Raw genomic sequence first — 26,343 nt, 5'->3', positions numbered from 1 at the left:
TTAACACCAGTGGGGTCGCACAGTGACGAAGAAGCCGAACGAGGGTAAAGAAATCTGGAAGGAAGAGTTCCTGAACCACACTTGACCTAACTGACGCCGCCGGAAAAACGACCAGCTCTCAGATCCTATCGGAAACACTACATTTGAGCAGTGGTATCAAGCGGAAGTGCCCTCTACCAGAAGCCGTCATCTTTTTTTTCCCGCATCTATCTTTCAGCCTTGTTGCAGTCGCAACAAGGCTTCTAATCCTTATGGAAAAAGCTCGTGAGCCGTTCGTTCTGCTAATTTCCGCTTCTCTATTCGGCAGGTTCAAGACGAGCATCATTGAGGACATGATTAAGTATCAACAGTCCCTAATGACTTGGGTGATTTTTTTGGCGACTTTGGCAGTTTCTCTCGGGTCTATTCACCAAGCCGCGGGTAGTTAGCAAGTTTAAAAGTCCCGCTATCTCTACGTCGACGCAATTTGTAGGACGGCCAACCTAGTGCTAGAAAACACGCGCGCACTTGTAAACCAGCTGTCCGAAACCGCACGTCAGGATTCGGTGCGCTTTGCCCGGACCGAGGTGCAGCGCGCTGAGGCGCGGCTGCGCGAGGTACTACAGCAGGTCCGGAGATTCCGGGACCAGGAACTCTCGATCGATCCAGCAGCCAGCGCACAGCTTCAGATCGAACTTCTGGCTTCACTGAAAATGCAGCTTGTCGATCTGAGATCACGCATCGCCGCGCTGGGTGAGGTCGATGAAGACTCTCCGGCCAAGATCAACCTTGAGCGCAAGGCCGACGCGTTGACGGCACAGATCGCGGAACAGACAGTCGGCATCGCTGCGCCACCGGGCAAAGAGAACCCGGACTCTCCGCTCACCGGTCTGCTGGCCACTTATGAAGCGCTGGAAATTGAAAAGACATTTGCCGAGCAGGCCTATGCCTCAGCCCTGTCCTCCTTGGAACAGGCGCGCATTGATGCGGACCGGCAACAACGGTATCTAGCGGTTTACAGCTACCCATCGCTCCCTGAGGATGCGATCTATCCACGCCGAGCGTTGAATATCTTCATCTTGTCGGTGGTCGTATTCAGCATGTGGGGGATAGGCGTATTGGTCACCTATTCCGTGCGCGACCACATTTCGTGACGGACGGATCATGGGCGCACTGCTGATCTTGCAAACTCGGGTCATTGGGTCGTTGGTCCTGCGCGAAACCAGGGCCAGCTTCGGGACATCGCAGTTTGGCTATCTTTGGGCCATCGTGACGCCTGCTGCCAGCGTTGGTGTGCTTGTAACGATTTTCACGTTGATCGGGCGGCAACCGCCGTTTGGTCAGAGCCTTGCCCTATTCTTTGCGACGGGCATTCTGACGCTGGAGTTTTTCAACAAATTGTCCAACACGCTGATGGCGAGTTTCGACGCGAATAAGGCATTGCTGACTTATCCGCTGATCCAGGAAACCGATGCCATTTTCGCCCGTTTAATCCTGATTTCGGCGACCTATCTGATTGTTTTTGTGTTGTTCTACAGCGGCCTTATCCTGCTCGGGCTCTCGAGTCTGCCCGCCTTTCCTGAGGTTGTCATACAGGCCTTCGCGGTTACGGCGCTTCTGGGCTTTGGGTTCGGCACGGTCAATGCCGTCGTCGTATCGCTCTGGGACTCTTGGCTGCATATCGAAAGGGTCCTTACCCGACCGCTCTTCTTTCTGTCTGGGATATTTTACATTCCCAGCAATCTGCCGCCCGAAGCAATCACTATCCTGAAATGGAATCCGGTTCTGCATCTGGTCGAGTGGTTCCGGGAAGGGTTCTATCCAAATTACGAAAGTACCATTCTGAGCAAAACTTATCCGCTGGGCCTCGCCATCGGTTTGATATTGATCGGTCTCGCTGGCGAACGTCTCTATCGCAAGAAACGGGTGTAGCCTTGATTGAACTGGTCAATGTTTCCAAGTCATACACTCTGAAGGGTGTGCGCAAGCAAATCCTCTATGGGCTGAGCTATCGGTTCCCCAAAGACCGCAACGTCGCCATCATGGGCCGCAATGGTGCCGGGAAATCGACCCTCATGCGGATCATCGCCGGCACGGAACAACCCGATAGCGGCCGCGTTTACAGATCGGTGAAAGTGTCCTGGCCGCTTGGCTTCGCAGGCGGTTTCAACGGCTCCATGACGGGAATGGAAAATGTACGATTTGTTTCTCGCATCTACGGACAGGATACCGAAAGAGTTATTGATAGCGTCCAAGCCTTTGCAGAACTTGGCGCTTCGCTCAATTTGCCGATCAAGACATATTCCAGCGGCATGAAGGCCCGCCTGGCCTTCGGACTGAGCATGGCCATCGACTTCGATTGTTACCTGATCGACGAGATCACCGCGGTCGGGGACAAGAATTTCAAGGAAAAGAGCCAACAGGTCTTTAAGGACAAGCTGGGCCAAAGCCAGATCATTATGATCTCCCATTCGGTCTCCGCTATTAAGACCTACTGCGATTGCGGCTTGTTTCTGCGTAGGGACGGCATTTATTTTTATGATGACATCGACCACCTGATTGCAGACTACAATCGCGACCTGACATGACCATGGCTGCCGACCCCTAGCGCACGAATGTACCTCGAAAAGGTCGAACGCTACGCCACACAGTTCCCTCAGCTACACGCGCTAGTGAAAGTAGAACTTGTCGCCGCGCTGCTGAACGCAAGCGAGCTTATCGGGGAAGAGTTTCAAAAATGGCTTGCCCTGACCCTCGTTGACCCCGCACCCTGAGGGGCCTCGAAAGACTTCAGTCAGGCGAAATCCGCCCGTAGACAATCCGGATTTTCCGCGAGCACTCCATGCAAACTAGGAACGCGCGCGAAGCAAATTCCCCTGCTTGGTCCTTCCGGTGCGCACAAAATATTTCCGAGAGTGAAAGTTTCGCAATTCTTTCGGGGTTTTCCACATGTATCGCGCGGACAGGAGGAATATATGTCTTATCAATGGATTATGCCGTGATAGTCTATGTGTGTGACTACTGCACACGAAAAGCCACAGCCCATGACAATCTTTGACAGAATCCGCTCACCATATCAATCACGCCTCGAAAGCTGCCCCTCCATTTTAGGTTTTTACGCGCGCGACGTTCGGAGGGCTCGATAAAAACCATTCTGCATTCGAGACTGCACCACAGCTTTTTCTGCGAACAAAAGAGATCACCCTGATGACGGAAATGAATACATCTGCACCTCGCGCAACGCGGCGTCGCGATATCACAATCAAAGTACGGCTGAGCGAAGATGAGGCTCGTGAGATTGATAACAGAGCTAGGACGGCAGGGTTCGGCACGCGGGCAGGTTATCTGCGCAAGTCAGCCCTTCAAAGTGGGGTCGATGACGCGCTCGCCGAGATGATCGGCAGCGTGGGTCTTAGCCTTAATCGGCTCGATCACGCACCAAGGCAAAGCATGGACCTGATCTCCCGATAGCTTGAGGAGATCATCACCCTGATGCGCGCGTCTGATCGGGGGGACGCCTGATGCGCGCCTTTACTGTCCTGCATGAAAACGCCCGTTTCATCGAAAGCCATGACCTGCGCGACGGCGCTGAGTTGGTCGGTGGGACCGTTCCCGGTCGCGGGCGTCACGACCTGTGTGATTGTTTCGAGCGGCTCGCAAACGGGGCAGGGTTTCTGCATATCACGCTATCTCTGCCAGAGGGCCTGCAGGCAGACGCCGCAACATGGCAAAAGATCGCGGCCTTTCAGTTGCATCTCATGGGGCTTGATCCACTCAGAACAGCATGGATCGCCGCGCGCCATTTCGGCAGCAACTACGATCACATTCACATAGCCGTATCGCGCACAGCGTTTGACGGTCAGAGGATTGAACCGCGTCTGTCGGCGCTGCAAACAGATCGCAATCATGTCACCATGGCTGCGCGTCTGGGACTGGAGCGACCGACCTATTTTGATCGAGAGGTACCGACACTCACACCACCTGCGCCGGCGCAGCGCTTACGTGATCCACGCGCGGCCAAACTAGCTGAGGATCTGAGCGATGTCATTCGTCGTTACTGGCCGCGGAACGTAGATGAATTTGATGCAAGGCTTGCACGCTACCAGCCGCCAATCCTACGGCGCGTCAGACCGAACCGCTATGGCCACGCGTCATGGCTCTTTGAACGAGGCGACTTTGTGCAGCGCGGCGGCGCGCTTGGACCCGCATTTGAGCCCCGTCACATCAAAGCCCGACTGGCGCTTTGCAGGGCACTCGATCGTACTCGCCGCGCCTTAAACCTCAACGACCTCCTGTTTTCCCTCAAACCCTGTTTTGCAGAGCTTAAAAGACTCCTCGATGACTATGGAAAAAGAAACACTGATCTTACCGCAGGAGGCGGAAATCCTGCTCTCGGCGCTGCAACTTATGGATGGCAAAGTGGACCAGTTGCTGCCGCTCCTCGCGCTACTGAAAGTCGAGACGGGCGAGCGCTCAGAAATCGGAGAGGCGCTTTTGAATCCATTGCGTCTAATCCAGACGGAACTCAACGCCTTCCAGATCCTACGCCGGGACCTGGAGGCTCGCATGGCATCAATGTCCAACACCCTACACTTGCTTCAGGACGAAAACCAGAGAACTACAAAGTTGATCAACGAAATGCATGGGCTACTGGTGGCACCGCTGGAAGATTGAGCTGGGGCCACTGGCTCAGGCGTATACTGCGCGAGCTCAGGCGTAACTTCCGTGGCTGGAAGTGGCAACGCGTATCCCGACAAGGTATCCGGGTACGCTTTGCCGATCAGAGCGAGGTGCTTTGCGCCCCGACCCAGTCAGTCGAAGTTAAGCCGGGACGAGAGGCCAAAGATTTTTTGAATTCCGCATCCCTAAGCGGCAAAGAGATATCGTCTACCTCGGAAAGTCAGATGCCGGGTTTCTGACCCCTTGGTTGATTATCCGATGCGCCGTGTTGCCCTCAATTCCGGACTCCATCAAGCGGCGCATTATTACCACCTTGCCCAGAACGGACAGGCGCGAAAACCCCCCTTGAACGTATTCCATCGGGTCCGCGTCAACTAGTTGCCATTCGCCCTCTTTGTGGCCGTTTTTGATTGCCTTAGCTCTCATGCCTTCTAAGTTGCCAAAGCCCAACAGAGACCGGGCGCAATGGCCCGCGTCGAAAAACCTTCATCGTTGCCGACCTTAGCCGGCACCAGCACGGATGACCGCTTCGGGCTGGCTTTGGAAGTGCCGTTCGCCCTGAGCAGCGCTTAAGGCAACAGGCACAGGTGCCACGTCTATGAGTGTGCGGCGCTGGGTGTTCGTCAGCTCAGGCTGTCCGTGAGTTTCGCATAAACGGTTGCTAACTTACTCAAGGCTGTGCGTTGAGGGTCTTTGACATAGCCCATGTCCAGATCAGCAAGATGGTTGTCGAGTGCGCGGCTTGTTCCTTCACGGTCATGATCGATGTTGTGTCCCAAGATGCGGTCGATCGTACCGAGGTCTACACCGATCAATCTCATCAAGCTTGCGGATGTCCGACGCAAATCATGGCGATTCCAGTCGGTGGTTTTGCTTTCACGCTGGATTGCCTTGGTGATCCGATCCTAGTTTTGCAGCTCTGTATCGCAGGAAGATGGGAATACAAGTGCGTCAGGCTGTTGGCGGCGCTTCTCATAGCCTGGGAGACTCTGAAGAAGACCGATCACAGCGTCGGGGATTGGCAGGAGCTGCGGGCTTGGCGGGCCCTTGGTCATCTTTACTGATGGCTTCAGCCATTCCCTGCGCTGGAAATCAACGTCACGCCAGCGCATAGTCACTACTTCATCGAGACGTGCAGCAGTGAGTAGGATGAATTGCAGTGCGATCGGACGCATGTCGATAACCGGGTTCATTCGCATTGCCAGGCAAGCGGTAGCGGGGTGGATGAGTAGCGGAAGCACCTTATCCATTTCTTCTCGCCTCGATGCCCGATTTCTTTTTCCCGTTATGTTGGGGTCGGCGCTTGCCGGATCGGCGGTGTCACGCATGTCCGGTACGTTCAGCACCGGCAGGCGTTTGAGTCCGGAAGCACGGAACTCTTCGCGACCAGCAGCCCAATCGAATACGGGCATGGGATAGGCGCGCGCCCTGCTGCATTGCCCGTTCGCAGTTGGACTTCCCGAAGGCGGAGAATAGCTCTGCATCGCAGCTGCGAGGTCGTCAGGTGTAATTTCAGTTGCGCGTAAGTCGAGAAGTGGATTGAAGACCGAAAAAATGCGGCGCTCCGCCTCAGATTTCCCGCCTTCACGTCCGGGTGCCCAAGTCACTCGAACTCCCGTACGCGCGGCCCTGAACTCGTCGACCAGTTCACGTAACGTCGGAGACGCCCGCAATGCGTCCTGATTTTTTGCTGGATGTGGTTCAGATTCCCTGTGGTCTTTCGGACCTCAGCGCGCTTTTCAGCAGCTATCTCGCGCGAGCTCTTTAGCGATATGTCGGGGTAAGACCCGATAGTGATGCGCTGTTCGATACCATCCAGAGAGCGTACCCTGACGGAAAACGTCTTCTTTCCGGTTGGTGTAACCCTAAGTGTGAGACCGGGCTGCCGAGCATAGACAAAGTCCTTGCGGTGGTCGATTTGGATCTTCCGGATAAATGCATCTGTCAGCGCCGTAGCCGCCATGGGGAACTCCTTATTCTATCGGAGAGTATTATCTTGGGGACGCACTGGGGACGCAATTGGAACTGGATAGTTTTCCACAAAATTCGACAAGGCAAGATGGAAGCGGTGGCCTCCTCCTCTTGAAAAATCCCTAGCACTCCGTTTTCACAAAACAAAAATACGAAACACTCTCCGTTCTTCGAGAGTTCTCCGGAAGTTTCTTTCTCGCGGACAAATGCGGGAGCAGGATTGAAAATCCTCGTGTCGGTGGTTCGATTCCGCCCCCGGGCACCACATTCTCACTTGAAACCATTGATAAAAATCAGGTTGTTGTGGAAGCTGCGCGGATGCTGGATTTGGCGTTTGACAAATCGATTACCTTCACGGTCCAGAAGAACGGTATCTACTACTTTGAACTCACGCCTGTAGTATGAATTGACACAACCTGTCATTTGCCTGCGGCGAACTCTCGCGAACTGGGCCGTAAACCTCGGATGAAGCACGGTGTTCCAGATAAGTGCCACAGTGAATTGTTCGCAAGTCAAGCTTCCCCGTGGCCCTCAGCAACGCTAAACTCAGATCCGAAAAACGCTGAAAGGAACCGCCCCATGTCTATCCTCTCAAAACTCTTCGGCGGCGGTGAAAAGTCAGATCCAAAGCCGGTCGCTTACAAAGGATTTGACATTTTCCCTGACCTGATCGCTGAAGATGGCAAATTCCGTTTATCGGCCCGTATTGAAAAGACCATCGACGGAGAACGCAAGGCCTATGCTGTTATCCGAGCGGATGTTTTCAACAGCCGGGATCAAGCCGAAAGCTTTAGTATCACCAAGGCGAAGCAGGTGATTGATGAGCAGGGAGAGCACATTTTTAATGCAGGAACCCGGTAGTTAGAAGTTTGCACTTTTGTTTGGTAGGCTATGTGACTTCTGACCCGTCATCCGCGAGCCAGCCGCAACGATCTCGTCTGATCGCGCGCCTTGCTGTCTATAGTCTCAACAATTGCAGGATGTTCGGCGTGCAGACTCGGTCGGGACGATAACAGAGTTACCAGGCAGGCGACGAGAAAGCTGCAAAAGCTATCTAATAGTCTCGTAACGAAATCTATTTTACGTCCATTGGCTTGTCCGCAATGGCAACGGATTTTCCGTGAACCGGTTCCGCTGTAGTCGATTGCGTCTTCATACTACGTCATGAAACTTGATTTTCCCGGCATCCATTGAGACGGTTGTGCCTTTTTCCCCTTGCAGCGCTTGTGGGACATCTGCCAGAGCGCAGATGATCGCTCGCCCCCCGGTCGACCGCACAAAATCTTGGGCTGCCTGTACTTTTGGACCCATTGATCCCGCGGGGAAATTGTATTCGTCCAAGCCGTCAGGCGTGATCGACCGGATTCCCTTTTGACCCGGTGTCCCCCAATCAAGAAACACGGCCTCAGCGTCAGTGGCGATAACAAAGACGTCCGCCCCAAGGTTCTGGGCTAATAGACACGAGGCAAAGTCCTTGTCTATGACGGCTTCGACCCCTACCAGTTTACGTTCGGCACCTTGTTCGTACATCGTGGGAATACCACCTCCGCCGGCTGCAATCACGGTTGCGCCTTTCTCTAGTAGCCAGCGAATTGGCTCGACCTGAAAAATGCGTTTTGGGCGGGGTGACGGCACTACGCGCCGCCAATATTTGCCGTCGGGCTTGACCGTCCATCCTTTGTCAGCCGCTTCTTTCTTGGCGTCCGCCTCAGAATAGACCTGACCGATGAACTTGGTTGGGTTCTCAAAGGCTGGGTCGTTCGGATCAACTTCGACCATGGTCAGTAGCGTGGCAATGTGGTGCTCAAAAGGCAGGATGTTCCCAAGCTCCTGTTCGATCATGTAACCGATCATGCCCATTGTCTCACCAACGAGAACGTCGAGCGGATATTCCTCCACTTCTGTAAAACTGATCTCTTGCAGGGCCAGCATTCCAACCTGCGGACCATTGCCGTGGGTGATTACGGTCTCATGCGCTTCGCAAAGTGGTGCAAGGGCTTTGGCGGCAGTCTTCGCATTCTTGCGCTGATTGTTCGCCGTCATCTCCTCACCCCGTTTGAGAAGCGCGTTGCCGCCGAGTGCTACAACAACGCGTCCCATCGATCAGGCCCCCAAAGTTGCGACCAAGATCGCCTTAATGGTGTGCATCCGGTTCTCGGCCTGTTCAAAAGCAATGTTCATGTCACTTTCAAACACGTCCTCGGTCACTTCCATTTCGGTTATGCCGAACTGTTCGTGGATATCCTGACCAACTTTGGTTTCGAGGTTGTGGAAGGCTGGTAAGCAGTGCATGAATTTGACGGCTGGATTGCCGGTTTTCTTCATCAGATCTATGTTGACCTGATAAGGACTCAGCAGCTTGATCCGCTCGGCCCAGACCTCTTTAGGCTCACCCATCGACACCCAGACGTCAGTATGAATGAAGTCCGCGCCTTCTACGGCCGAGGTATCGTCCGTGATGGTCACACGTGCGCCGGTCTTTTCAGCCCGCTCCATCGCCAATTCGCGCACATCGTCATGGGGCTGGGTTTCTTTCGGTGAAATCATCCGGACGTCGCAGCCCATGATCGCACCCAACATCAGCAATGAGTTGCCCATGTTTGACCGGCAATCGCCCGAATAGGCATAGACGATGTCCTTGCGGGGTTTGTCGGCGTGCTCGATCATGGTCTGCATATCGGCCAACATTTGGGTTGGATGCCAATCGTCCGTCAGGCCGTTGTAAACCGGCACCCCAGCGTATTCTGATAGCGTTTCAACCACATCCTGACCGGCGCCACGAAACTCGATTCCATCGAACATGCGACCCAAAACGCGGGCGGTGTCCTTCATGGATTCCTTATGGCCGATCTGGGAGCCCGACGGATCGAGATAGGTGATATTTGCACCCTGATCATAGGCCGCCACTTCGAACGCGCAGCGCGTCCGGGTTGAGGTCTTTTCAAAGATCAAACAGATATTCTTACCTTTCAGCGACTGCTGTTCGGCACGGGCGTATTTCGCGCGCTTCAGGTCGCGGGCAAGGTCAAGCAGATACAACATTTCACGCTGGCTGAAATCGGCAATTTTCAGATAGCTGCGGCCTTTGAGATTGAATGCCATTTTGTCTCTCCCTAACAAAAAACACTTGGCGCAGGGGCTGCGCCGTTGGTGACGTCAATAGGCGGGGTCGCGGTCGATCGGGCAGGTCATGCAGTGACCACCACCACGACCTCGACCCAGTTCCTGACCCGAGATTTCGATGACTTCGACACCGGCTTCGCGCATCTTCTTGTTCGTGAAGGTATTGCGCGCATAGCCAACAACTACACCCGGTGACAACGCCACGACATTGTTGCCGTCATCCCATTGTTCGCGCTCGGCCTGGAACTCGTTGCCGCCTGTGGATATCACATCAAGTGAATTCAGACCCAGGGCTTCTTTGTAGACTTCGAACAGGTGACCTTTTTCAACGCGGATATCCAGATCGCCGCGGTCACCGGGACGGATCGAGATGCAGATGATCTGATCCGCGACCTCAGAGAAAGCAGTCACCTTGTCATAGTCGAGACAAGTGAAAACTGTATCAAGGTGCATCGCCGCGCGGCTTTTTGGCATTGCGCATGCAACTACGCGTTCAGCTCCGCCCATTTTGAATAGTGCTTCCGAAACCTGCGCTACGGCTTGCCTCGTAGTGCGTTCACCCATTCCGACGAAAACCGTGCCTTTGCCTACCGGTTGAACGTCGCCGCCCTCGACCGAAGCAAGCCCGAAATCACCATCACTATCGCCCCACCAGAACTCAAACTCGGCGTCTTTGAACATCCTGTGGTGCCTGTACACGGTGCGCATGATCAGGGTCTCAGGTTTTCGGGCCGGCCAGAACATCGGGTTGGTTGTGACACCGTTGAAAATCCAACAAGACGGGTCGCGTTGAAATTGCGCATTTGGCACTGCTGGCAAGATAAAATCACCCAGCGAGACCAAATCGCCAAACTGCTCGTCGATCATACCCTTCGGCAGGTCAGCAAATATGATCCCACCCAGCATATGACGCGCCAGCGACTTGGGGTCCATCTCGTCCAACCAAGCACGCATCTCAACCGAAAAGCCAAGGCCAACCATGTTGGGCGTGATCAAGCGGTCAAGCATGAAGGCGCGTGCCGCCGGGTCCGCGTCAATGGCTTGTGCCAGCAAGTCCTGGATATCATAAACCTCAACGCCGCGCTCGCGCATGAGCGAACAAAATTCGGCGTGGTCCTTACGCGCCTGTTCAACCCATATCACGTCATCGAACAGAAGCTCTTCGCAGTTTCGCGGTGTCAGGCGGTCATGCGCCAGCGAAGGGCGCGAAACGATCACTTTGTTGAGCTTTCCAATCTCGGAATGAACGCCGAGCTTCATGGCAACTCTCCTTTCGAAGTAGCAGTTTTCTGAATGTCTTCATTCTCGTTGGCCTGGCTCCAGCGGACCCAGACATGGATGGGGACACCTACAAGCAGGAGTACCGATCCAATCAGTACGGTTTCAGCACCCGATCCAATGAAGGCCCAAACTGAATAGACAAACCCAAGCGCTCCAAGAATGACCACCTTGATCAGTTCCGGACCATGCAACACCTGGCCGCCTTTCAGGCGGATCATGATTTCAGCTACCGAACAGATAGCGTAGGGAAGTAGGCTCGCAACAACCGCAAGCAAAATGACGAAGTTAAACGCGGCAACCAAGCCTTGCGCGAAATTCAGGATAATGAGTACCGACGCCAGCACATTCGACAATATCAGAGCATTGGCCGGCGTTCCGAATTTAGACTTTCGCCCAAGTGCTGCAGGGAAAACCCGATCCAGTGCGGCGCCATAGGGCACCTGGCCACTCAGCAGCGTGAAACCATTGAGGGTGCCAAACGTTGAAATGACTGCACCACAAGCCACGAGTATGCCACCGAACGTACCGAACATGACCTCTCCGACCGCGGCCAAAGGGGCAGCGGAAACCGCGAGAGTGTCAGCAGGAATTACGCCCATCGATACAGCAGTCACCGAAATATAGACCGTTGCCGCGATTACGACCCCAATGATCGTGGCCCGGGGAATTGTCTTTTCCGGCTCGATTACATCCCCGGACGGCACAGTTGCGGACTCAAGCCCGAGGTAAGCCCACAGAGTAAGCGCCGCCGCTGCTGAGATAGCCGAGACCGCACTGGTTCCGCTTTGGTTAACCGGCACGTAGTTTTCATGCTCGATCCAGAAAATGCCCAATGTTCCGATCAGGATTAACGGCGCAAGCTTCAGCACGGTGGTTACAATCTGAACGACCCCGGCACCTTCGACACCACGAATATTGATCAATGTCAGTGACCATATCGCGACCAGCGCAGTCGCAAGCCCATACATGGGAACTTCAGTAATGATCGGGAAAAGGAACCCCAGATACCCGACGAGGGCGACCGCCACGGCGGCGTTTCCGGTCCAAAGCGCGATCCAATAACCCCAGGCGATGATGAATCCCGCAAAGTCACCAAACGCCTCTTGTGAGTAAGCATATGGCCCGCCAGGTTTGGAGATCACCCGCGACAGTCTGCCGAATATGATCGCCAGCACTAGGGCCCCAGCCGAGGTCAGAATCCAACCACCTATTGCAATCGGACCAAGTGGTGCGAGCGAAGCGGGCAGCAGAAACACGCCGGATCCGATCATGTTGCCGACAACCAGCGCAATACATGCGGTCAGCCCAAGGGCACCCGATTTAGACTTTGTCTCTGAAAGGGCGCGGTCGGTCATTTCGATGGCTCAGTTAGGCGTTGTGCCAGAGGTCTCTGCTGATGGGGCGTCAATGCCTGGGTCTATCATGGCCCCAACGGTAAGCGCCGCGCAGATGATAACCGCGAGTATCAGCAGAAGTGGAAAAACAAAGCGCAGCCAACGGTCGTATGAGACACGCCCAATAGCCAGCCCGCCCATCACTACCGCAAAGGTTGGATTGAACAGGTTTACCCATCCATTTGCGGACTGGTATGCAGTCACCACCAAATCCCGCCCGACACCGGCAAAGTCCGCAAGCGGTGCCATGATCGGCATTGAGAGGGTCGCCAGCCCTGATGAGGACGGTACCAAGAATGACATTAGAACCTGAATACCAAACATTGCATTGATAAATGCGAACTCGCTGAGGCCCGAAACGAAACCTTCGGCACTGGCAAGGATTGTATCTGTGATCTTGCCCGCGTCCATTATGACAACGACGCCGCGCGCTACACCGATTATCAACGCCACGCCAAGTAAATCGCGGGCACCATCCACGAAGGTGTCGACAAATGTCGCTTCGTCCATTCGCGATCCTTCGTCGAATTTCCCAACCCACCAAACGATGATTGACATGACAAGGAAAAGACCGGACATCTCGGCCATCCACCAACCCAGCGCCACTACACCGTAAATCATGATGGCGAAGGTCAGGCCGAACAAAATCAGAATGACCGAACGGGTTTGGGTCATTTCGGGAAAGGCGTTATCGCTTTCAGACCCTTTCAGGAAATGTGCCCGGTTTTCTTCGGCCTGATCTGCCACGACTGATGAAGAGGGATCAGCCTTTACGCGCCTTGCATATCGCATGACGAAAGCTATGCCCGCGGCCAAACAGAGTGCGAGGATAACAAACCTCAGAACGATGCCGTTCGTGAACGGAATACCCGCGCCTTGCGAGGCCACCACCGTCGCAAACGCGTTGAAAGTGGAGCCAAGGGTGCCAATGCCCGCACCGAGCAGGATCACCGCAACTCCGGTCAGTGAGTCATATCCTGCGCGTATAAACACCGGAATGATCAACGCGTAGAACGCAAGGGACTCTTCCGCCATGCCGTAACTCGTTCCACCAAAGGCGAAGGCGATCATCAGGATTGGGATCATTAGAATTTCGCGACCGGCAAGCCTGTGCAGCAACCAACCAATGCCCGCATCGATGGCGCCTGTTTTTGTCACAACCATAAGGAAGCCACCGATGACCAAAACGAAAAGCGCAACGTCGATTGCGGCACTTGAGGAGCTTCCCAGAAGCCCGGGATCATACATTCCAGCAATCGGCGCGAGAATTACCGAGGTCAGTCCTTGTGGGTTTGGTTCGACTTCGTGATAGGTGCCCGGAACAGGGGCTTCACTGCCCAATGCTTCGTTCATCTGACGATCGTATTCACCTGCTGGGATAACCCACGTAAGCGCGGCCACAACGGCAATCAGAATGAAGAGAATAGTAAAAGCAGTGGGGAATTTGAACTTGGACATTTGAAACTCGCTTTTTAGGGGAAGCAGAGTGCGGAAAAGTCAAATACTGAAAGTTTATCTTTGCATTCTAATATTTAGATGACAACGTGTCATTTTTGGAAGCCGCGATCAAGGTGGCCCGATTGCGGGGTACTCGCTTTCCCGAACCTCCTCAGACACCTTGTTTCCCTATCTATGAAGCAGCACGTTCTTAAAGCCGCCGGTTGCCCTGCGGTCGTTGTAGCAGGTCGTTTCACTACCGATCCTGTTTTGGCGGGATACCTCCACAATCGCAAAAATATGAGGGTTCCTAGCTTGCACCCCATCGAAGCAGTGTCTGATCAAAGTTAAACAAAAGGCATGGGAGACGACCGTAGCCGATGCCTTGGCTTGCGTCTTCGGCTTTAACGCGGCTCTGATCGACGGTTCCACGCCCACCAATTCAATTGGGCGATAGCTATTGCGGCTGACGTAACGGGCGACTTGGTTCGCCGTGGGTAAATCTACGTCTCCGCCGAACTTCACCCACGGATGACTGGCAAGAGATGCGGCGGTCTCGGCAGCTTACAAAAACCTTTAAAATGAAGTCATGCGAAACGCGGCACTACTCGGAGTTGCGTGCCCATGAAGCGAAACGTTCCACTTCTTCGAACCGCGGATGATTACCGCGGCTTACTGCCCAAAAGGTTCTGCCGGGCAATTCGGTTTCAGATAAGCGCACCAGATGTCCGGCTGCTAAAGCAGAGGCAGCCAAAACGCTTGAGGCCAGTACCACACCCTGACCCGCAAGCGCCGCGTCGATAGCATTGATTTCCTCGGAAAAATGTTGTGCATCGGCGGGCACCTCACCCCCAAGCCCAGCTGCAATAGACCAGCGCTGCCAGCTCGGCGACGCTTCCGCGTCGGAATTCCACCGGTATTGGATCAGTGGCAGGCGCAGAATTTCGGCGTCCTCATTGACCGAAGACCGGTGCAGCAGGTCCGGCGCGCAAAGCGGGATCAGGCTGTCTTCGAACAGTGGCAGCCATTCGTCTTCCGGTTCCGCTTGAACTGCGTAGCGCACCGCAAAGTCGACATCGCTGCCGGACAGGTCTACCGGTTTGTTGTCAGCCTCAACTTTCAGGTTCAATCCGGTCTGACTGCGCAATGCAGGCAAGCGCCGCATGAGCCAGAGGCTGGCGAAAGCCACAGTGACGGACACCGTCAATGGGCGGTCTGTATCAAGCTGCGAAATCTCTGCAATGGCGTTGCTCATCCGGTCAAAACTGTCGCGCAGGACCGGGTACAATGCCTCGCCCTCCGCAGACAGGCGGATCGGGCGCGGATAGCGATGAAATAGCTTTACGTCCAGAATCTCTTCCAACTGGCGGATCTGGTGGCTGATCGCGGTTGGTGTCAGGTGAAGCTCGGCAGCGGCACGGGCAAAATGCAGATGCCGGGCGGCTGCTTCAAAAGCGCGGAGCGCATGGAGCGGCGGCAGGCGTCGCATCAGTTCTGTCCTTTCCGTGCAGGTCAAAGCATGGATGAATCTCATTCATCCACGCAATGAGATATTCGCTTTCGCCAAAGGTTTGGCGACTTGGTACGCAAGACGCGCAAAGTATCAACTCAGGAGAGTGACCATGACCACCTTGTTGCGGATCGACGCAAGCGCCCAGCTTGAGGAACGTTCCCTGACCCGCCATCTGACCGGGCTTTTCACCCGTAGCTTTTTGGCTGAAGCACCGGAAACGAAAGTGATCACCCGCGATGTCGGGTTGAACCCCATCCCCGCAATTGATCATGAATTCATCCATGCGGCATTTACTCCACCCGAGGAGCGTGAGCCGTGGATGAACGACCGCCTGGCCCTGTCCGACGACCTGATTGAGGAGGTGGCCGCGGCGGATATCCTCGTACTGGGTGCGCCGATGTACAATTACGGGATGCCCACCGCCTTGAAAGGTTGGATTGATCACATCGCGCGGATCGGCAAGACCTTTTCCTTTGACCTTGCCCGCGGCGATACGCCGATTGAGCCGATCTTGTCTGGAAAACGTCTGGTGGTGTTGTCGTCGCGCGGGGAATTCGGTTTTGCCCCGGGCGGTGTGCGGGCTCACCTTAACGCGCTTGACCCGGCGCTGGCGGCCTGTGCGCATTACTTTGGCGTTTCGCAAGAAAATATCGAAACGATCGCCATCGAATACCAAGAGTTCAAAGACGATCGTCATGAGGCGTCGGTTCAATCGGCAGAGGCTCGTACTCGCGATCTGGCCGTGAAACTGGCCGGAACGGCCGCGCTGGTAGCCTGAAACAAAGGTTTGAAACGCGAAAGCCTTGGGGCGCGGATCGAAACCCGCGCCCCAAGCTACTTTTTCTGTCTGGTTCACGCCGACTCTCGGCGTAGCACGACGTCTAACGCCCGTGGCTGCGCATCCTCTCCATTGATGGGCAAAAGGTCCATCGGGCAGCAGGAAATCACCACCACGGCATCCATTTCAGCGCGAAACTGTACGTGATCCCCTTGGGTTGAGACTGGCGCCCGCCATTCCATCGCTCCATCTTCGACGACCGGCGTGTTCATCCAGAGGTTCAGTGGACAAGGTACCGATGTTGGACGCAAGCCAATTGCCCCAAGCGCCATGCGTAGATTATCGGTGCAATTGTCGTGATACCCCTGATGTCCAAGTTGGGTATACCGGTAAATATCGCAGGCCGCGACAAGCGTGTCATGAACGCCGGGTGAGGTGTCTTCAATCATTGTCAGGATTGGCCGGCGGCGGTTTGTCACGAGCGCATCGCCGGGGCGTGGCGAAATGCGACGCAGCGTGGGGCGCAAGTGTTCCATCGACAAATATTCGTTGCAATCGCCGTCGACAAAGGCCCAGAAATCGCCGATCTGGCTGCCGTCGCGGTTGATTACTGACAGCAGTTCACCCTTTTTCACGCGCATCGCCCGGCCTTGACGGGCGGGGATGGTGTAGGTGGTACCAGGGCTGAGGCGACCATCTTCTGCAAGGGTCTGATACGCGCTCGGGTTTTCGCCATCAGGACGCGCGGCATCAAAGGCGGGGTAGGGGGTGTTCATCAGTTTTTCTCCATCAGGACGGGATGATTGTAGGGGGCTGCAGGCTCGCGGTGCGGCAGCCATGACCCTTCTGCTTCGAGCTTTGCAACATAGGCTGCGATCTCTTCCAGCGGCGCAAACCACACGTCACGGCGCGCAAGCACATCTTCGAGCCACTGCTCCACCACCCGCCAGCGCGCCAGCCGCCCGGTCAGGAATGGATGCCAGATGCCGATCCAGAGCCCTCCGGCCTCGTACTGCGCCTCAAACTCGTCGAACGACGCTTCCAACCCGCGTCGTGGTGACATCACCGGCATCTTGTAGCCGATCTCGTCAAAATGCGCGAAAGGCGGCCAGTCATCGCTGCCCCAATGCACCGGCAATTCGAGGAGAGATCCGTTTGAGGTGTCGATCCGATAAGGCAGATCGTCCGCCATCATTGAGCTTTCATAGGTCAATCCATGCTTCACGGCGAGCGACAGAACCTCTGGCGTCACATTGTAGACCGGGGCGCGATAGCCGCGCGGGGTGGTGCCGGTCATCTTGCGGTGAACGTCAAGCGCCCGCTCGAACCAATAGGTCTGTTCATCGGCACTTTGCTCGGCGGGGTCTTCATGCAGATACCCGTGGTGGCCGATCTCGTGCCCGCCGGCCATGATCGCCTCGACCGTCTCGGGGTATTGTTCCATCACCCAGCCGGGCATGAAGAACGACTGCTTTAGCCCCAGCCGCCAGTAAGTTTCAAGAATGCGCGGCACACCGGCATTCGGACCATAGCGGCCCATGCTGATCGGATAAAGACGGCGGTGCCCGTCGTTCGGACGGGCAATGTGAATCAGGCTGTCGGCATCGACATCGAACGTAATCGCACAGGCACAGCGGGCGCCGTTCGGCCATTGGATCGGGGTTCGGATCATGTCAGGGTTTCCTTTTGCATCAGCAGTGTTTCGACCATTGTCGCAGTGGCCAGCAGCTCTTTGGCACCCTGTTGGACGCCTGCGATCCTGTTTGGTGCAGAGCGCCCAAGGTATCGTCGAGAACCGACCTCATGCCGCCCTCTCGGTTGGGTTTGATCCCGACTGTCGCGCATTCTCCAGCAGAAAACCGTCGTCGGAGTGCCAAGACGCATAAACCCGCGTCCCGATGCTCGCATCCAACTGCTCAAGGTCGCGCTGCTGAAGCTGCGCCACCAGGCTGTGGCCAGACGCGGTTTCCAGATGCAAATTGACGACAGCTCCGGCAAATTCCTCAGAGACCAGTGTGCAGGCGATTTCGTTTTCTCCCCAGCCCGGTTCAACCGTCACAGAGATTCTGTCTGCCCGAACAGCCAGATCTGCGCGTGCGCCGTCGGTCTGCCCGCTGCCGTTGGCAAGCCGAACTTTGCCGTCGGGTGTGTTTAGAAAGTACTTGCCGTCTTCTTTGCCCGAAACACGGCCTTCCAGCAGGCTGATCCCACCGACAAATTGCGCAACGAATTTGCTGCGAGGACGCAGGAAAATATCCTGGGGGCTTCCGATCTGCTCAACCCGACCGGCGTTCATGATGACCACGCGGTCAGCAAGCGAGAAGGCCTCGGAATGGCTGTGGGTGACATAGACAAAGGTGATGCCAAGCTCGCGTTGCAGCTTTTTCAGTTCTCCCTGCATCTTGATTGCCATATGGGCGTCGAGGGCCGAGAGCGGTTCGTCCAAAAGCAGCACTTTGGGCTTCAGCACAAGGCTTCGGGCCAGAGCAACGCGTTGGCGCTGACCGCCTGAAAGGCGCGCGACATTGCGATCCGCATAGCTGGAAATACCTAGCCGCTCCAACCAGTCATCAGCGCGACGTCGCCGCTCGGACCGGGAAACGCCGCGCATCTTCAGTCCGAATTCAACGTTCTCACGCACGGTCATAAAAGGAAACAGCGCCAGACTCTGCCAGACCAGAGGTGTTTCCCGCTCCCACACGGGCAACTGGTCGATCCGAGTACCCGCAAGCGTGATCTCTCCGCGGCTTGCGGTTTCAAGCCCGGCTAGCATGCGCAGGGTCGTCGTCTTGCCACAGCCCGACGGTCCCATGATTGCAATGAACTCCCCCTCGGATATATCCAGCGAAAACTCTTCGACTGCGACGAAGCTGCCATAGGTTTTGGCGAGTCCGGCCAGTTTCAAATGCGGGTTGGTCATTATGTCTCCTCCTTGGACATCGCGCCGCCGCTCTGGCTGAGGACCACGGCCAGTGCGATCAGAACCAGGGTAAGCGTCACGGAAAAACTCAGTGTGCCGATAACGTGGATGGTCGGGTCGACCTGCCCCTGAAGCGTGTTAAGAACCGCGACGGGAATGGTCTGATTCAACCCGCCTGTGAACCAGGCGATCACATACTCGTCGAACGACACGGCAAACGTGATGAGGAAGGCGGCAAGAATAGCAGGCAGCGTATGCGGCAGCACAATGCGGATGAGCGCGGAAAACGGCTGCGCGCCGAGGTTTTGTGCTGCGATTTCAAGCGTCTCATCCAGCTGCGCCAATCGCAACCGGCATATAGCCATCGCAAAGGGTGCGGCAATCACAACATGGGCGGCGACCACTGCCATCAGCGTGCCTGCGATACCGATCCGAGAGAAAAAGGCCAGCATGGCCAGCCCGAGGATGACCAGCGGTACCGTCGGCGGCAGCAAAGCCAGGGCCAACACGGCTTTCTGGCCAAAGAACCTGAAGCGGTAGTCCGCATAGGCTGCGGCAAATCCCAATGTCGTGGCGATCAACGCTGTGAGCCCGGCAACCGTCAGGCTGTTCCAAAGGGACTCCAACATGGTGCGGTCGGTGAGGACTTGCGTATACCATTGGGTGCTGAACCCGGACATATTCAGGCTCGGGAAGCGGTCGGCGCTGAATGAGAACAGGACCGCCGAAAGGATCGGTGCGTAAAGCAGCAGGAAGACCACTGCGAGCCCGGCGATCCAGAAGGCTTTTGGCAAGGAATGTTTCAGATGCGGGGGCATATCTTATCCTTTCTCGCGGTACGCCCAGAGGACGGTTACGAAGGCGGTGGCCAGCAGGCTGGCGATCATCAGCAGCGATACAACAGCAGCACGTGGCCATTGCTGACCGGCCCGAACAAGGTCCGTCACGAGGATCGGCAGTGTCTGGAAAGTGCCGCCGCCAAGGTAGGCTGCGCTGACGAATTCCGCATATGACAGCAGAAAGGCAAACAGCAGTCCCAGTGTCAGACCGGGCCGGGCAGCCGGCAGAATGACGCGGAACAGGATCGCGCCCGGTCGCGCACCAAGGTTGGCCGCAGCAGAGATTTCGGTCCGGTCAACATTGGCAAGGGCAATGGTTTGCAGGATGAGCACGACAGGCAAGGCCAGCGTCGCATGGCCAATAAACAATGCGAAATAGGTGTTGAGAAGACTTTCCCCGGTGCCACCAAACGCCTGAACAATGGAAGAGATCACGCCGCCTTCGGCAAGGAACACCTGCCAGGAATAGATACGGACAAGATAGCTGGTAAAAAACGGTGCAATCGCAAAACCCAAGAGGATCAGTCGCTGGCGCGGAGTGGCAACAAAGGCCATCGCGTAGGATGCCGGAAAGGCCAATAGCGAAATCGCGACCGCGCTGGACAGTGACAGCCCGTAGCTGCGCCAGAAGCTGGCCCAGAGGAAGTCGAGACCCAGAACGTAGCGCCATGCTGACAATGTCGCGTCCGGTGTCAGCCGGTAGTTTACCACCGACCAGAAGGAAATCGCCACCAGCAGGCCAAGCGGCACTGCAAAAAACAAAAGCAGCCATACGGGTAGCGGCAGCACCCACAGGGCCTGCCAAGCGCGTTGGAACAGGGAGTGATACCGGCGCACCGAAGAACGGGCCGGGAGTGCAGGGTAAGTCATGTCGGTATCTCCGATAGGGCAGCGGCCCCGGCTTCGGTGCCGGGACCGAACCGGCATCAGGCGTTCTTGTAACGCGTCCAGGCGTCATTCCAGGTTTCCAGCGATTGCTGCACCGGAAGTTCCCGCAGACGGATACGCCCCGCGCGGATTTCATCCAACGCGTTCGGCCCGTTCAACACCATGTTCTGGCGCTGTGCCTCACCTGGTTGTTCATCGTTCAACCGGGTCCAGCCCGCCTTTGTGGGAATCATGGCCGGATAGGCCTTGAGCGTGGCGGTTTTTACCTGTCCTTCTGGGGACATCATGTATTGTATGAAGGTCCGGGCCAGATCCTGATTTTTAGAGCCTGCGCCGATCGACAGCGACTCGGTCCATTGCAGGCCGCCTTCTTCGGGGATGGTCGTGGTGACATCGGCGCCATCGCGGGCCAAGACGCCGGTGATCCAGTCGCCGATACCGGGGATCGCGGCAACCTCACCTGAGCGCAGCGCTGACAGCATTCCGCCATAGTCATAGAATCCGCGTACCTGCGGCCGGAGCGACATCATCGTATCGGTCAGTTCCGCCCAATGTTGTTCGTCAAGGTCAAACGGCGCCGCGTTGCCATTGAGAAGGCTCAACGCGCCCAGGTTGGGCAGATGCCAATCGAAATGGCCGATCCGCCCCTCATGCTGAGAATCCCACATGCTGCGGTAACTGCGGGCTTCTGCTTCGCTCATCGCGGCGCGGTTATGGGATAGCCCAAGGAAACCGAACCGCAGGAAGACCGCATAGGGTTGGCTGTCGAACCAGTGGCCGCGGAAATTCTGGAACTCCGGAAAGAAGTCGTCAAAAGGATAGTCCTCGGCGGCCAGCGGCTCGATGAAGCCCGCCTGCTGCAATTGCACCACATATTCCGCATCCGCCAGGATCACGTCGTATGTCCCCGTCGGAGACTGTGCAATTTGCGCCAGCATCTGGTCGCCGCCGACATACTCTTTGGCGCGGATGCGAACATTATGCGCTTCTTCAAACGCGCCGATCACATCGGGGTCGGCATGGCCCGCCCATGTGAGCATCGACAACTCGCGTCGACCCTGTGCGCGCAGAACGGTCGGGCTGGCCAGCACTGCCGCGGCAGCAAGCCCCCCCTTGATCAACCGACGTCGTGTCGTGATAATATCGTGTGTCATTTCGTCCTCCCTTTTCATCTCGCAAGTCTCAGAAAGCGGAAGCGAAAAAACAAATGACCATTCGTCAGGCCGTGCTGAGATATTTTTGCGCAAGCGGGAGAAACCATGCGTAAACTACCGCCACTCAATGCAATTCGCGCCTTCGAGGCGGTGGCGCGCAGGCTTAGCTTTGCTGACGCAGGAGAAGAACTCGGCGTCACAGCAACTGCTATAAGCCACCAGATCAGGCATCTGGAGGCTTATCTTGGGTTCCAACTGGTCGAGCGTCGCCCGCGTCAGATTGCCCTGACCCCCGCTGGTCAGGATTTGTTTCCCAAGCTACAGATGGCGTTTGATACCTTGGGTGAGGCGTTCGCAATGCTCGACAAAGACGTCGAGCAATCGCTGGTCCGGGTCACGACCACACATGCCTTTGCTGAACGCTGGCTCGTTCCGCATCTGGCAGATTTTTTCGACAAGCATGGCGAGGTCAGAGTCGAAGTTGAAACCGATGATAACGTTCTGGACTTGCGGGCTGACCGGCTGGACCTAGCGATCCGATACGGTCCTCAAGCCACCGCTAGTGAGGAGGCTGAAGTCTTGTTCTGGGATCGCTTCATTCCTGTAGGTCTAGCCGATCGCCCGAATACCTGCTTACAGGACTGTCGTCTGCTGGGATTTCGTTGGCGAAATGCGGAAATGTGCGGCCCGACCTGGGAAGATTGGTTCAAGGAAGCCGCTGAACCTTTCCCGTCAGACAAGATAACCCGCTTTAGCGATGAAAGTTCCGCCTTTAACGCGCTGGATCAGGGGCTGGGGCTGCTTTTGTCCAGCAGCGCACTTGTTGATGAAGGTCTGCAATCTGGCCGCTATCGGCAAATCCCCGGTCCTGAGCTGCGCGGGTTTGCCTACAGCCTCGTGCTCAATCCTCTGTCGCGTAACAAGAAGGGTGTTAAGATTTTCGCCGATTGGGTCAGGCAAGCCGCCCAACAGAACTGAGCCAAAACGTCTGACGGATGGAAGCGACTCATTCGGAACGCCATAGACCAAGTTGTTCCACCAGAGTAGCAGGGACATCCAGTACCTTGTTTTTGTTAAGGCGGGCCGTCTTAAAGGACGAGCGTAACAGCCTGCTATTCGCGATAGCCAACGTCGCCCGGTAAACATGTTCGTTTGTTGCCGGGTAGGGCGGCGATTGGGTCGGGCCCCGGGCACCGGCTGGTTTGGGACGAACGCTACGTTCGTTGGGTGTCCACAGGCCGACAGTTTAATCCGTTGGTTGGTGATGCTCGATTAGAACGAGACTTCCTAAAAAAAGCTGCCCAGTTTCGGTACCAGCAGCTTCTATCGCGTCGTCTTCACAAGGTTGATGGCGTTCTACCAAGTGGTCCGGCCATCCCGTTTGCCGGGTTGGCTCTGTCGTTTGATCCGGGCGAGAAAACACATAACGGACCGGTTTGCGGATAAACTCTCTGTCAAAGGCAAACAATTTGCCATTTATTTGATCGGAAATGGTTAACCCGGCTTGGGATGAAGGCCGAAACGATAAGCGATTGAGGTGACCCAACGTTGCTTTGTGCTGATCCCAGCGACACGTCTACCACTTCTCTCCGAATGGCCTTAGGTCGAGCTCAAACGTCCAGGCCGATTTGTCTTGTCGGGCAAGCATCAACGCCGCTTCGGCAATGCGCTGAGGGTTCATGAAGAATTCGTCCGGTTCATTGGGCGCAAAGTTCGTGCGCGTGTCGTTGGTGTCGATCACGCCATCAATCACCATGTATGATACGTGAATCCCCTTTGGCCCAAGTTGCTTGGCCAACGCATTGGCCAGAATACGTTGAGCCCCCTTTGATGGGGCGAATGCTGTGGTCCAGACGTTTCCGCGATGCGCTGCTGTCGCCCCTGAAACGATGATTGTGCCTGATCCTCGCTCAACCATTTTGGGACTGAGATACTTGGCGGTGGTGAAGAGCCCAAGCGCACCAACCCGCCAGCTTTGTTCGAATTGAAGCTCTGAAATCTCTTCGAGAGGCCCGAATTGCGCGAGGTCGGCGTTGTAGATAACAAGGTCGATGGGTCCAAGTTCGGCCTCGACAGCCTGCAGTGCCTTTTTCAGGCTTTCTGGATTTCCAGCGTCGGCGGCGACGGCCTGTATCTTCAACTCGGATGTGTCATTCTCACCCAAGCTGGCACCCGACCTGCTTATGAGCGCCAGATTGTAACCTGCATCTCGAAACACCTCGGCATAGGCAGTACCCAAACCAGGACCAAAACCGATGATTGCGCAGAGTCTGTTTCCCATAGCTAGCCCCCCAGGATTTCATTCACCCAACTGCTACCATACCACAGGTTTGCGCATTCTGACCGCCCATCAGCAGCACTATCCACAATCCGGACGTCGACGTTCAGGTAACTGTTGCGCCCGGTTGTTCAGCCGGAACAGTCAGATGGTTGCGCCCAGCCTGTTTTGAAAATGAGGTCGCGACGTCGATGGTGAATCGTGTCGGCGCTGAACGGCCAAGGGCAGCATTGTGCCCCTCGTTCAGTCGGAGGACACGAATAGATAAACGGGTTGTTTAAAGCTATAATCAGACCATTTAAGTTAGTGGCGACCTATCTTGGAAACTTGCTGTCTAATGCAGAATCCAATCGATCAGAGACGATTCTCGTCTATTCTTGCAATGGACGTTGTCGGCTATTCCCGTCTTGTCGAAGAGGATGAAATTGGTGCCATAAGGGCTGTTCAGCGAGTGCGGGATGAAATCGTTCGTCCGGCATTGGATATGCACAACGGCCGCTTGGTCAAAACTATGGGCGACGGGTTCCTTGCGGAATTTGAAAGCGCGGAACCTGCGTTGCGTGCTGCTATAGAAATTCAGGACAAAACACTGGACGCGGCCCTGCATATCCCGAAGAACCGCAGGATCGTATTGCGGATTGGTGCTCATCTGGGGGACGTAATTGTCGAGGGCGAAGACATCCTTGGCGATGGCGTCAATCTGGCCGCTCGATTAGAGAGCCTTGCTGAACCGGGCGGTATTGCGCTGTCAAAGAGCTTTGCGCAAACCTTACCGTTTGACCAGCAACAGGTGCTGACCGACGATGGTCAGCACAAGGTCAAGAATATCGCTCGTCCGATTGCCGTTTGGCGATGGCGATCTCAGCATGCCGGCATTGAATTGCCGCGGGAAAAAAAGTTTATCTTGCCCACTGTTGCGGTCCTGCCCTTCACCAACCGTTCGTCAGATCCTGAGCAGTCGTTTTTTGCTGAGGGTTTGGCCGAGGACGTCATTTCGGCCCTGCAACATATGGCGCGGCTTCCCGTCGTAGCAGCAGCATCCAGTCTGAACGTGGACCCCACATTGAGTGTTGAGAATGTATCCCGTCTTCTTGGCGCAAGATACATTGTGAAGGGCAGTGTGCGGCGGGCCGGGTCTCGGGTGCGGGTTCTTGTGGAGCTTGTGGAAGGACAGACGGGGCATTCGCTGTGGTCGGAAAAATACGACCGCGCCTTTGAAGACGTGTTCGAGATACAGGATGACATCACGCAACGCGTTGTAACGGCTTTGGACACAGAACTGGTCGAGGGGGAAATTAATCGGGTACGTGACAAACGTCCTGAAAACCTGAGTGCCTGGGAGCACTACCTTCGCGGTATGTCGTTTTTTAGGAAGGTACAAGGGCAAGACCTGAAGCAAGCGCAGAGGGAATTCCTCAAAGCGATCGAACTTGAGCCGGAATATGGCGAGGCATGGGCCGCGCTGGCTTGGGCTTATCTCAAGGAATATGGGTTCAGTGGATCCCAAAGGTCCGCGCCGCTGCTCAGCAAAGGTTACGATGCGGCGAGGAAAGCAGTGACCTATTCCGACGCTTCACCGTTTGCGCATTATAGCATGTCGACAGCCCATGTCTGGCGCGGAGAGAACGATGCCAGCTTGAAAGAGCTTGAGCACGCCATTCGGCTGAATCCCTTTTTCACGCGTGCGAAAATTGCTCTTTACAACCGGCGCGAACTTGTCGACCCCTCCAAAGGGTTGGAGGCGGCCGAACAGCTTCGTCGCGCCTTGGCCTTATCTCCGCGCGAACCGGATCGTGCGTTCTATTTCTGGGCTATTGCACGCATCAACCTCATCGCGGGTCAACATCTCGACGCGCTTGAGTGGAGTAATCGGGCGGTCACGGTATACCCCTCAAACCCCGTGTTCCTGTTCCGGCGCGCGTTGTGCTTTGCTGCTCTTGATAAGGCGGACGAGGCACGTGCGGATCTTTATAAATGTAACGAAATTTCGCCGGGCTTTGTTGAACGACAGAGGGATTGGCAGCCATACGAAGATCAAAAACGCAATGACATTTTGTTTGCCGGTTTTCGGCGCAATAAAATCACCGGGTGGTGTTGAAGACCCGTTT

Annotated in this window: 27 protein-coding genes and 1 pseudogene; 12 read left to right on the top strand and 16 right to left on the bottom strand. The window is 55.7% G+C overall.

Features of this window, described 5'->3' with window-relative positions; translation table 11 throughout:
* Nucleotides 1-485: 485 nt before the first annotated feature.
* The 8 genes and pseudogenes from ACXAET_RS19420 (at nucleotide 486) to ACXAET_RS19385 (ending at nucleotide 4,653) form a co-directional block, all read left to right on the top strand.
* A complete protein-coding gene (locus tag ACXAET_RS19420; RefSeq protein WP_475189143.1) occupies nucleotides 486-1,133 on the top strand; it encodes a KpsE/RkpR family capsule polysaccharide export protein in 648 nt (215 codons plus the stop codon).
* 10 nt (nucleotides 1,134-1,143) lie between these two features.
* Nucleotides 1,144-1,911, top strand: coding sequence for an ABC transporter permease (locus ACXAET_RS19415; RefSeq protein WP_475189137.1), 768 nt, complete (start codon nucleotides 1,144-1,146; stop codon nucleotides 1,909-1,911).
* Nucleotides 1,912-1,913: 2 nt separating this feature from the next.
* Entirely contained in the window at nucleotides 1,914-2,567 is a 654-nt protein-coding gene (locus ACXAET_RS19410) for an ABC transporter ATP-binding protein (RefSeq protein WP_475189132.1), read from the top strand.
* Between the two features lie 27 nt (nucleotides 2,568-2,594).
* Complete coding sequence (locus tag ACXAET_RS19405) at nucleotides 2,595-2,753, top strand: hypothetical protein (protein WP_475189126.1); 159 nt, start codon at nucleotides 2,595-2,597, stop codon at nucleotides 2,751-2,753.
* Nucleotides 2,754-3,186: 433 nt separating this feature from the next.
* Nucleotides 3,187-3,450, top strand: coding sequence for a plasmid mobilization protein (locus ACXAET_RS19400; RefSeq protein ID WP_475189123.1), 264 nt, complete (start codon nucleotides 3,187-3,189; stop codon nucleotides 3,448-3,450).
* A 50-nt stretch (nucleotides 3,451-3,500) separates the two neighbouring features.
* Nucleotides 3,501-3,845: pseudogene (locus ACXAET_RS19395) on the top strand (relaxase/mobilization nuclease domain-containing protein); the annotation flags it as partial.
* A gap of 208 nt (nucleotides 3,846-4,053) precedes the next feature.
* Nucleotides 4,054-4,257, top strand: coding sequence for a hypothetical protein (locus ACXAET_RS19390; RefSeq protein WP_475190206.1), 204 nt, complete (start codon nucleotides 4,054-4,056; stop codon nucleotides 4,255-4,257).
* Between the two features lie 60 nt (nucleotides 4,258-4,317).
* Nucleotides 4,318-4,653, top strand: a complete 336-nt coding sequence (locus ACXAET_RS19385) for a hypothetical protein (RefSeq protein ID WP_475190203.1) — start codon at nucleotides 4,318-4,320, stop codon at nucleotides 4,651-4,653.
* Between the two features lie 629 nt (nucleotides 4,654-5,282).
* Here the strand turns inward: ACXAET_RS19385 and ACXAET_RS19380 are convergent.
* The 3 genes from ACXAET_RS19380 to ACXAET_RS19370 form a co-directional block, all read right to left on the bottom strand.
* Nucleotides 5,283-5,480: a hypothetical protein gene (locus tag ACXAET_RS19380; RefSeq protein ID WP_475189119.1), complete on the bottom strand. Its 198-nt coding sequence runs from the start codon at nucleotides 5,478-5,480 to the stop codon at nucleotides 5,283-5,285.
* Nucleotides 5,481-5,564: 84 nt separating this feature from the next.
* The gene (locus ACXAET_RS19375; protein ID WP_475190197.1) at nucleotides 5,565-6,266 is read right to left on the bottom strand and encodes a hypothetical protein; all 702 of its coding nucleotides are present in this window, start codon (nucleotides 6,264-6,266) and stop codon (nucleotides 5,565-5,567) included.
* On the bottom strand, nucleotides 6,263-6,622 hold the full coding sequence (locus ACXAET_RS19370) for an Arm DNA-binding domain-containing protein (RefSeq protein WP_475189116.1): 360 nt from the start codon (nucleotides 6,620-6,622) through the stop codon (nucleotides 6,263-6,265). The genes ACXAET_RS19375 and ACXAET_RS19370 overlap by 4 nt, the downstream gene beginning before the upstream one ends.
* Nucleotides 6,623-7,209: 587 nt before the next feature.
* Between ACXAET_RS19370 and ACXAET_RS19365 the strand changes: the two genes are divergently transcribed.
* Complete coding sequence (locus tag ACXAET_RS19365; RefSeq protein ID WP_475189112.1) at nucleotides 7,210-7,491, top strand: HlyU family transcriptional regulator; 282 nt, start codon at nucleotides 7,210-7,212, stop codon at nucleotides 7,489-7,491.
* Between the two features lie 291 nt (nucleotides 7,492-7,782).
* Here the strand turns inward: ACXAET_RS19365 and arcC are convergent, their stop codons facing one another.
* The 6 genes from arcC to ACXAET_RS19335 form a co-directional block, all read right to left on the bottom strand.
* Nucleotides 7,783-8,730, bottom strand: a complete 948-nt coding sequence (arcC, locus tag ACXAET_RS19360) for a carbamate kinase (protein ID WP_475189107.1) — start codon at nucleotides 8,728-8,730, stop codon at nucleotides 7,783-7,785.
* A 3-nt stretch (nucleotides 8,731-8,733) separates the two neighbouring features.
* The gene (locus tag ACXAET_RS19355) at nucleotides 8,734-9,732 is read right to left on the bottom strand and encodes an ornithine carbamoyltransferase (protein ID WP_475189102.1); all 999 of its coding nucleotides are present in this window, start codon (nucleotides 9,730-9,732) and stop codon (nucleotides 8,734-8,736) included.
* 54 nt (nucleotides 9,733-9,786) lie between these two features.
* Nucleotides 9,787-11,013, bottom strand: a complete 1,227-nt coding sequence (locus ACXAET_RS19350; protein WP_475189095.1) for an arginine deiminase — start codon at nucleotides 11,011-11,013, stop codon at nucleotides 9,787-9,789.
* A complete protein-coding gene (locus ACXAET_RS19345) occupies nucleotides 11,010-12,389 on the bottom strand; it encodes an amino acid permease (RefSeq protein ID WP_475189087.1) in 1,380 nt (459 codons plus the stop codon). Before ACXAET_RS19345 ends, ACXAET_RS19350 begins: the two co-directional genes overlap by 4 nt.
* 9 nt (nucleotides 12,390-12,398) lie before the next feature.
* Complete coding sequence (locus ACXAET_RS19340) at nucleotides 12,399-13,886, bottom strand: YfcC family protein (protein ID WP_475189083.1); 1,488 nt, start codon at nucleotides 13,884-13,886, stop codon at nucleotides 12,399-12,401.
* A 583-nt stretch (nucleotides 13,887-14,469) separates the two neighbouring features.
* Nucleotides 14,470-15,354 carry a LysR family transcriptional regulator gene (locus tag ACXAET_RS19335; RefSeq protein ID WP_475189080.1) on the bottom strand — a complete coding sequence of 295 codons (885 nt, stop codon included), beginning with the start codon at nucleotides 15,352-15,354 and terminating at the stop codon, nucleotides 14,470-14,472.
* 133 nt (nucleotides 15,355-15,487) lie between these two features.
* Here ACXAET_RS19335 and ACXAET_RS19330 point away from each other — a divergent pair, with 133 nt between their 5' ends.
* Nucleotides 15,488-16,156 carry an FMN-dependent NADH-azoreductase gene (locus ACXAET_RS19330; protein WP_475189078.1) on the top strand — a complete coding sequence of 223 codons (669 nt, stop codon included), beginning with the start codon at nucleotides 15,488-15,490 and terminating at the stop codon, nucleotides 16,154-16,156.
* 74 nt (nucleotides 16,157-16,230) lie between these two features.
* On the opposite strand, the gene ACXAET_RS19325 is transcribed toward ACXAET_RS19330, so the two are convergent.
* The 6 genes from ACXAET_RS19325 to ACXAET_RS19300 all read right to left on the bottom strand — a co-directional run bounded on the left by ACXAET_RS19325 (nucleotide 16,231) and on the right by ACXAET_RS19300 (nucleotide 21,957).
* The gene (locus ACXAET_RS19325) at nucleotides 16,231-16,932 is read right to left on the bottom strand and encodes a DUF1989 domain-containing protein (protein ID WP_475189073.1); all 702 of its coding nucleotides are present in this window, start codon (nucleotides 16,930-16,932) and stop codon (nucleotides 16,231-16,233) included.
* The gene (locus tag ACXAET_RS19320) at nucleotides 16,932-17,828 is read right to left on the bottom strand and encodes a polysaccharide deacetylase family protein (RefSeq protein WP_475189068.1); all 897 of its coding nucleotides are present in this window, start codon (nucleotides 17,826-17,828) and stop codon (nucleotides 16,932-16,934) included. The genes ACXAET_RS19325 and ACXAET_RS19320 overlap by 1 nt, the downstream gene beginning before the upstream one ends.
* Before the next feature lie 129 nt (nucleotides 17,829-17,957).
* The gene (locus ACXAET_RS19315) at nucleotides 17,958-19,076 is read right to left on the bottom strand and encodes an ABC transporter ATP-binding protein (RefSeq protein ID WP_475189062.1); all 1,119 of its coding nucleotides are present in this window, start codon (nucleotides 19,074-19,076) and stop codon (nucleotides 17,958-17,960) included.
* Complete coding sequence (locus ACXAET_RS19310; RefSeq protein ID WP_475189058.1) at nucleotides 19,076-19,894, bottom strand: ABC transporter permease; 819 nt, start codon at nucleotides 19,892-19,894, stop codon at nucleotides 19,076-19,078. The genes ACXAET_RS19315 and ACXAET_RS19310 overlap by 1 nt, the downstream gene beginning before the upstream one ends.
* Before the next feature lie 3 nt (nucleotides 19,895-19,897).
* A complete protein-coding gene (locus ACXAET_RS19305) occupies nucleotides 19,898-20,785 on the bottom strand; it encodes an ABC transporter permease (protein ID WP_475189052.1) in 888 nt (295 codons plus the stop codon).
* Between the two features lie 56 nt (nucleotides 20,786-20,841).
* The gene (locus ACXAET_RS19300; protein ID WP_475189047.1) at nucleotides 20,842-21,957 is read right to left on the bottom strand and encodes a polyamine ABC transporter substrate-binding protein; all 1,116 of its coding nucleotides are present in this window, start codon (nucleotides 21,955-21,957) and stop codon (nucleotides 20,842-20,844) included.
* Between the two features lie 105 nt (nucleotides 21,958-22,062).
* On the opposite strand from ACXAET_RS19300, the gene ACXAET_RS19295 reads away from it, so the two are divergent.
* Nucleotides 22,063-22,935, top strand: coding sequence for a LysR substrate-binding domain-containing protein (locus ACXAET_RS19295; RefSeq protein WP_475189041.1), 873 nt, complete (start codon nucleotides 22,063-22,065; stop codon nucleotides 22,933-22,935).
* A gap of 598 nt (nucleotides 22,936-23,533) precedes the next feature.
* On the opposite strand, the gene ACXAET_RS19290 is transcribed toward ACXAET_RS19295, so the two are convergent.
* Nucleotides 23,534-24,238 carry an SDR family NAD(P)-dependent oxidoreductase gene (locus ACXAET_RS19290; RefSeq protein WP_475189039.1) on the bottom strand — a complete coding sequence of 235 codons (705 nt, stop codon included), beginning with the start codon at nucleotides 24,236-24,238 and terminating at the stop codon, nucleotides 23,534-23,536.
* A 334-nt stretch (nucleotides 24,239-24,572) separates the two neighbouring features.
* On the opposite strand from ACXAET_RS19290, the gene ACXAET_RS19285 reads away from it, so the two are divergent.
* Nucleotides 24,573-26,333 carry an adenylate/guanylate cyclase domain-containing protein gene (locus ACXAET_RS19285; protein WP_475189036.1) on the top strand — a complete coding sequence of 587 codons (1,761 nt, stop codon included), beginning with the start codon at nucleotides 24,573-24,575 and terminating at the stop codon, nucleotides 26,331-26,333.
* Nucleotides 26,334-26,343 lie beyond the last annotated feature (10 nt).

It is taken from the genome of Ruegeria sp. AWH4_226 (assembly GCF_056159225.1).
This window is presented reverse-complemented; position numbering and strand designations above follow the sequence as displayed.

Coding starts and splice junctions, on each gene's coding strand:
- ACXAET_RS19415 (WP_475189137.1), top strand. CDS start 1,144: ATGGGCGCACTGCTGATCTTGCAAACTCGGGTCATTGGGTCGTTGGTC.
- ACXAET_RS19405 (WP_475189126.1), top strand. CDS start 2,595: ATGTACCTCGAAAAGGTCGAACGCTACGCCACACAGTTCCCTCAGCTA.
- ACXAET_RS19400 (WP_475189123.1), top strand. CDS start 3,187: ATGACGGAAATGAATACATCTGCACCTCGCGCAACGCGGCGTCGCGAT.
- ACXAET_RS19390 (WP_475190206.1), top strand. CDS start 4,054: ATGAATTTGATGCAAGGCTTGCACGCTACCAGCCGCCAATCCTACGGC.
- ACXAET_RS19385 (WP_475190203.1), top strand. CDS start 4,318: ATGACTATGGAAAAAGAAACACTGATCTTACCGCAGGAGGCGGAAATC.
- ACXAET_RS19380 (WP_475189119.1), bottom strand. CDS start 5,480: ATGAGATTGATCGGTGTAGACCTCGGTACGATCGACCGCATCTTGGGA.
- ACXAET_RS19370 (WP_475189116.1), bottom strand. CDS start 6,622: ATGGCGGCTACGGCGCTGACAGATGCATTTATCCGGAAGATCCAAATC.
- ACXAET_RS19365 (WP_475189112.1), top strand. CDS start 7,210: ATGTCTATCCTCTCAAAACTCTTCGGCGGCGGTGAAAAGTCAGATCCA.
- arcC (WP_475189107.1), bottom strand. CDS start 8,730: ATGGGACGCGTTGTTGTAGCACTCGGCGGCAACGCGCTTCTCAAACGG.
- ACXAET_RS19355 (WP_475189102.1), bottom strand. CDS start 9,732: ATGGCATTCAATCTCAAAGGCCGCAGCTATCTGAAAATTGCCGATTTC.
- ACXAET_RS19350 (WP_475189095.1), bottom strand. CDS start 11,013: ATGAAGCTCGGCGTTCATTCCGAGATTGGAAAGCTCAACAAAGTGATC.
- ACXAET_RS19345 (WP_475189087.1), bottom strand. CDS start 12,389: ATGACCGACCGCGCCCTTTCAGAGACAAAGTCTAAATCGGGTGCCCTT.
- ACXAET_RS19340 (WP_475189083.1), bottom strand. CDS start 13,886: ATGTCCAAGTTCAAATTCCCCACTGCTTTTACTATTCTCTTCATTCTG.
- ACXAET_RS19335 (WP_475189080.1), bottom strand. CDS start 15,354: ATGCGACGCCTGCCGCCGCTCCATGCGCTCCGCGCTTTTGAAGCAGCC.
- ACXAET_RS19330 (WP_475189078.1), top strand. CDS start 15,488: ATGACCACCTTGTTGCGGATCGACGCAAGCGCCCAGCTTGAGGAACGT.
- ACXAET_RS19325 (WP_475189073.1), bottom strand. CDS start 16,932: ATGAACACCCCCTACCCCGCCTTTGATGCCGCGCGTCCTGATGGCGAA.
- ACXAET_RS19320 (WP_475189068.1), bottom strand. CDS start 17,828: ATGATCCGAACCCCGATCCAATGGCCGAACGGCGCCCGCTGTGCCTGT.
- ACXAET_RS19315 (WP_475189062.1), bottom strand. CDS start 19,076: ATGACCAACCCGCATTTGAAACTGGCCGGACTCGCCAAAACCTATGGC.
- ACXAET_RS19310 (WP_475189058.1), bottom strand. CDS start 19,894: ATGCCCCCGCATCTGAAACATTCCTTGCCAAAAGCCTTCTGGATCGCC.
- ACXAET_RS19305 (WP_475189052.1), bottom strand. CDS start 20,785: ATGACTTACCCTGCACTCCCGGCCCGTTCTTCGGTGCGCCGGTATCAC.
- ACXAET_RS19300 (WP_475189047.1), bottom strand. CDS start 21,957: ATGACACACGATATTATCACGACACGACGTCGGTTGATCAAGGGGGGG.
- ACXAET_RS19295 (WP_475189041.1), top strand. CDS start 22,063: ATGCGTAAACTACCGCCACTCAATGCAATTCGCGCCTTCGAGGCGGTG.
- ACXAET_RS19290 (WP_475189039.1), bottom strand. CDS start 24,238: ATGGGAAACAGACTCTGCGCAATCATCGGTTTTGGTCCTGGTTTGGGT.
- ACXAET_RS19285 (WP_475189036.1), top strand. CDS start 24,573: ATGCAGAATCCAATCGATCAGAGACGATTCTCGTCTATTCTTGCAATG.